Annotated in this window: 5 protein-coding genes; 1 reads left to right on the top strand and 4 read right to left on the bottom strand. The window is 61.7% G+C overall.

Translation table 11 applies throughout. The annotated features are described in order from the left end of the window. Window positions 1-65 precede the first annotated feature (65 nt). From EN884_RS27005 to EN884_RS27020, 4 genes are all read right to left on the bottom strand, one after another. The gene (locus EN884_RS27005) at window positions 66-947 is read right to left on the bottom strand and encodes a cytochrome b/b6 domain-containing protein (protein ID WP_013531946.1); all 882 of its coding nucleotides are present in this window, start codon (window positions 945-947) and stop codon (window positions 66-68) included. Window positions 948-1,044: 97 nt separating this feature from the next. Further along, complete coding sequence (locus tag EN884_RS27010) at window positions 1,045-1,722, bottom strand: DUF1345 domain-containing protein (protein ID WP_013531945.1); 678 nt, start codon at window positions 1,720-1,722, stop codon at window positions 1,045-1,047. 23 nt (window positions 1,723-1,745) lie between these two features. After that, window positions 1,746-2,216 (bottom strand): YaiI/YqxD family protein, encoded by a 471-nt coding sequence (locus tag EN884_RS27015; RefSeq protein WP_013531944.1) that lies wholly within the window; start codon window positions 2,214-2,216, stop codon window positions 1,746-1,748. A 69-nt stretch (window positions 2,217-2,285) separates the two neighbouring features. Continuing rightward, window positions 2,286-3,413 (bottom strand): S-(hydroxymethyl)glutathione dehydrogenase/class III alcohol dehydrogenase, encoded by a 1,128-nt coding sequence (locus EN884_RS27020; protein WP_128278131.1) that lies wholly within the window; start codon window positions 3,411-3,413, stop codon window positions 2,286-2,288. A 198-nt stretch (window positions 3,414-3,611) separates the two neighbouring features. Here EN884_RS27020 and EN884_RS27025 point away from each other — a divergent pair. Next, window positions 3,612-4,486 (top strand): biotin carboxylase N-terminal domain-containing protein (locus tag EN884_RS27025; RefSeq protein WP_128360828.1); only part of this gene is annotated, 875 nt, incomplete at its 3' end.

Raw genomic sequence — 4,486 nt, forward strand, 5'->3', positions numbered from 1 at the left:
TACCGGAAGCGCCAAGGCCGGCAGCGGTCAGGAATTTGCGGCGGCTGATCTCAAACTTCGCCATGTCAGGCACTCCTCTCGGCTGTATTGTCGTTCTGTGCGGGAGGATCGGTGCGGTACCAGCCGGTGATGATCGAGCGCAGCTCGTTGATCGGGCCGGCGGCCAGGATCATCAGGATATGGACGACGAAGAAGGCGACCAGCAGCACCATCACGGTGAAATGGATGGTGCGTGCCGTCTGCCGGCCACCGAGCAGATCGTTGAGGAAAGGCAGCACCGAGTTCATGCTTGGCGACATCGCCAGACCGGTGATGATCATCAGCGGCAGCAGCACGAACAGAACCCCGCCATAGGCCATCTTCTGCAGCGTGTTGTATTCGCGCGTGTGGTGGAATTTGAGCTTGGCGTGGTCGACGATGTCTTGCGGCAACCGCTTCAAATCGTCGAGGCGTGGCGCGAGATCGCGGCGGATGTGACCGTTGACGATGCTGGCGACCAGCCAGACGATCAACGTCGTGGTGAGTATCCAGGCAAAGAAGAAATGGATGACGCGCGCAGTGCCGAGATCATAGTAGGACGGGATGGTCGCCCAGGACGGGAAGGCGCGGGACGTCTCCTGGCCGGCCGGACCCGACCAGCCGAGCACCCCAGTGGTGTTGAAGCGTTTGCCGAAGATCTCCGTGTAGCCGCGCGGACCCGCATCGGAGTTCTCGGCGCCGATGGCGAAGATGGTGTTGTTGTAATCGAAGCCCGATTGCTTGCCGATATAGAGCTGCGGACGGGCATTGAAGATCTGCAGGCCGGACAACAGCATGAAGAACAGCGAGATGGCCCACAGCCAATGCGTCAGCCGCGTCCAGCGCGACTGCCGGTAAATCAGCGTTTTGTCGTTCGACGCCGAAGCGCCTGGATCGGCGGCGGATTGGCTTCTGGCAACGGATTCCATCGTGTTTCGTCTCCCGGCCTCGCGGCATGGCCTGCGCGCTCATTGTCCTCCTGATACGTCGCGATCCAAACCGATGTTTCATCCGATCACGGATTTATTACGGACCGCCCAGGCTGACGGCGAGATTGACGGCAGCGGCGACGATGACCGTGTTGAAGAAAAACGACAGGATCGAGTGGACAAGCACGACACGACGCATATGCGTCGTCGAGATGTTGGTGTCGGCGGTCTGCGCCGTCATGCCGATCACCGTCGAGAAATAGAGGAAGTCCCAACCCTCCGGCCGTTTGTCGCCCGGAAACAGCAGTCCGCCGACCGGGATTTTCTTCCTGGTCTCGGCATCCATCGCATCGCCATCCATCCAGTAGACATGAGCATAATGGAGCGCTGCCATGGCATGGATGGTGAACCAGCCGAGCGGGATCGACAGCAGCGCGAAGAAGAGCTCGATGGGATGGCTTCTGTCCTTCTGATTGATCAGCAGGAACAATGCGACAACGGCAACGCCGACGACGACAAGCGTCACGGCGAAGATGACCAGCACCGGCTGGTCGGTGGCGCGCGCATTCTTGCTCAGATACCTGCCGGTGAACTTCGGCATCTGGGCGACGACGAGAATGACATAGGCGGCAAAGAACGCGTTGGCGCCGATCGAATAGGCAAGCGGAGCGTGCAGCAGCAACGCCACCAGAAGCGCAAAGACGCCGAAGCAGGCAGACACAGCAAACAGCATGTGGCGCTGCATGGGTTTGTCTATCGGAGCTTCGGCGGCCATGGTGGTTCCAGCCCTGGATAGCGCTAATCCGGTGTGGCCGATTTCATGGCACGCCGCAAGATGCGATCGAGTTCGCCCAGAAACCGCGACCGGTCTTGCGGCGCGAAGCTGGCATTGTAGCCCTTGCTTTCGCCGGTCTCGCGCAGATGCTGCTTCAGGTCGCGCATCGCCACCGCCATGCCGATCGTTTCCGGCGTGAAGGGACGTCCGGTTGGCCCAAGCACATGGGCGCCAAGCGCCACCGCGCGGGCGGCCAGCGGAATGTCGGCGGTGATCACAATGTCGTTGGTGCGTGCATTGTCGACGATCCAGTCGTCGGCGGCATCAGCGCCCTTGGAGACCACGACATTGCGGACCATCGGATCGCGCGACGGCCGCAGGCCGCCATTGGAGACGTAGGTGACAACGACGCCATGCCGGTCGGCCACTTTTTCGACCTCGGCCTTGACCGGGCAGGCGTCTGCATCGACGAGAATGGCGGGGAGTTCGCTCATGTTTCTTTTCTCCTCCCATTGTGAACCACGGAGGCCGCGCGCCGGTTGGACCGCGGCCTGCGATCTTCCTCAGTAAACCACGACGCTTCTGATCGATTTGCCCTCATGCATGAGATCGAAACCCTTGTTGATGTCCTCGAGCTTGAGCGTGTGGGTGATCATCGGGTCGATCTGGATCTTGCCGTCCATGTACCAGTCGACGATCTTCGGCACATCGGTGCGGCCGCGCGCGCCGCCGAAGGCGGTGCCCATCCAGGTGCGGCCGGTGACCAGCTGGAACGGCCTGGTCGAGATCTCCTGGCCGGCGCCGGCAACGCCGATGACCACCGACTTGCCCCAGCCGCGATGCGAGGCTTCGAGCGCCTGACGCATCACCTTGGTGCTGCCGGTGCAGTCGAATGTGTAGTCGGCGCCGCCGATCTGGTCGGCGCCACGCTTGGTCATGTTGACGAGGTAGGGCACGACATCGCCGTCGATCTCCTTCGGATTGACGAAATGCGTCATGCCGAAGCGCTCGCCCCACTCCTTCTTGTCGTTGTTCAAATCGACGCCGATGATCATGCCGGCGCCGGCAAGTTTCAGGCCCTGGATGACATTGAGGCCGATGCCGCCGAGGCCGAAGACGACCGCGGTGGCGCCGATCTCGACCTTGGCGGTGTTGATCACGGCACCGATGCCGGTGGTGACGCCGCAGCCGATGTAGCAGATCTTGTCGAAGGGCGCGTCGGGGTTGACCTTGGCCAGTGCGATCTCGGGCAGCACGGTGAAGTTGGAGAAGGTCGAGCAGCCCATATAGTGAAAGATCTTGTCCTTGCCGATCGAGAAGCGCGACGAACCATCGGGCATCAGGCCCTGGCCCTGCGTGGCGCGGATCGCCGTGCAGAGGTTCGTCTTTCTCGACAGGCAGGACGGGCACTGGCGGCATTCCGGCGTATAGAGCGGGATGACGTGGTCGCCCTTCTTGAGCGAGGTGACACCCTTGCCGACATCGACGACGACGCCGGCACCCTCATGGCCGAGGATGGCCGGAAACAGACCTTCCGGATCGGCGCCCGACAGTGTGAATTCGTCGGTGTGGCAAATGCCTGTCGCCTTGATCTCGACCAGCACTTCGCCCTCGCGCGGGCCCTCGAGGTCGACCTCCATGATCTCCAGCGGCTTTCCGGCGGCAACAGCGACAGCGGCGCGGGTTTTCATCAGGCGTCCTCCAATGCGAATTTTTTTCCAAGGTTTCAGGTTTTGCCGACACGATCAACTGGCAGCTGGCTCCCCGACTGGGCCACAGCGATGAATTGGAATCGCAAGTCGATTGAAAGGCAGTGAATTGCATGGTCGGCTTGACCCTGCAAGCACAGGCCATAAAAGGAACGGCCGACCCGAGGGATGACATTTCGCATGTTCACCAAGATCCTGATCGCCAATCGCGGCGAAATTGCCTGCCGCGTCATCAAGACGGCGCGCAAGATGGGCATTGCCACCGTCGCGGTCTATTCCGATGCCGATCGCGACGCCGTGCATGTCGAGATGGCCGACGAGGCGGTGCATATCGGGCCTTCGCCAGCCGCGCTGAGCTATCTCGTCCCTGAAAAGATCATCGCCGCGTGCAAGGAGACGGGAGCCCAGGCCGTGCACCCCGGCTACGGATTCCTGTCCGAGCGGGCGGCCTTCTGTGAGGCGCTGGAAGCGGAAGGCATCATTTTCATCGGCCCGAAGCCCAAGGCGATCAAGGCGATGGGTGACAAGATCGAATCGAAGAAGTTCGCCAACGCCGCCAAGGTTTCCACCGTGCCCGGCTGGCTCGGCGTCATCGAGAATGCCGATCATGCCGAAAAGATCGCCGGCGAAATCGGTTATCCCGTGATGATCAAGGCTTCGGCCGGCGGCGGCGGCAAGGGCATGCGCATCGCCTGGAGCGAAGCCGAAGTGCGCGATGGCTTCGACCGCGCGCGCTCGGAAGCCAAGAGTTCGTTCGGCGACGATCGTCTCTTCATCGAGAAATTCGTCGTCGATCCGCGCCACATCGAAATCCAGGTGCTGGCCGACGCGCATGGCAACGCGCTCTATCTCGGCGAGCGCGAATGCTCGATCCAGCGACGCAACCAGAAGGTCGCCGAAGAGGCGCCGTCGCCATTCCTGGACGCCGCGACACGCAAGGCCATGGGCGAGCAGTCTGTGGCGCTGGCCAAGGCCGTCGACTACCAGAGCGCCGGCACGGTCGAATTCATCGTCGACAAGGACAAGAACTTCTATTTCCTTGAAATGAATACACG

Source organism: Mesorhizobium sp. M7A.F.Ca.AU.001.01.1.1 (genome assembly GCF_004022735.1).
In the GTDB taxonomy this organism is placed as follows: Bacteria; Pseudomonadota; Alphaproteobacteria; order Rhizobiales; family Rhizobiaceae; genus Mesorhizobium; species Mesorhizobium ciceri.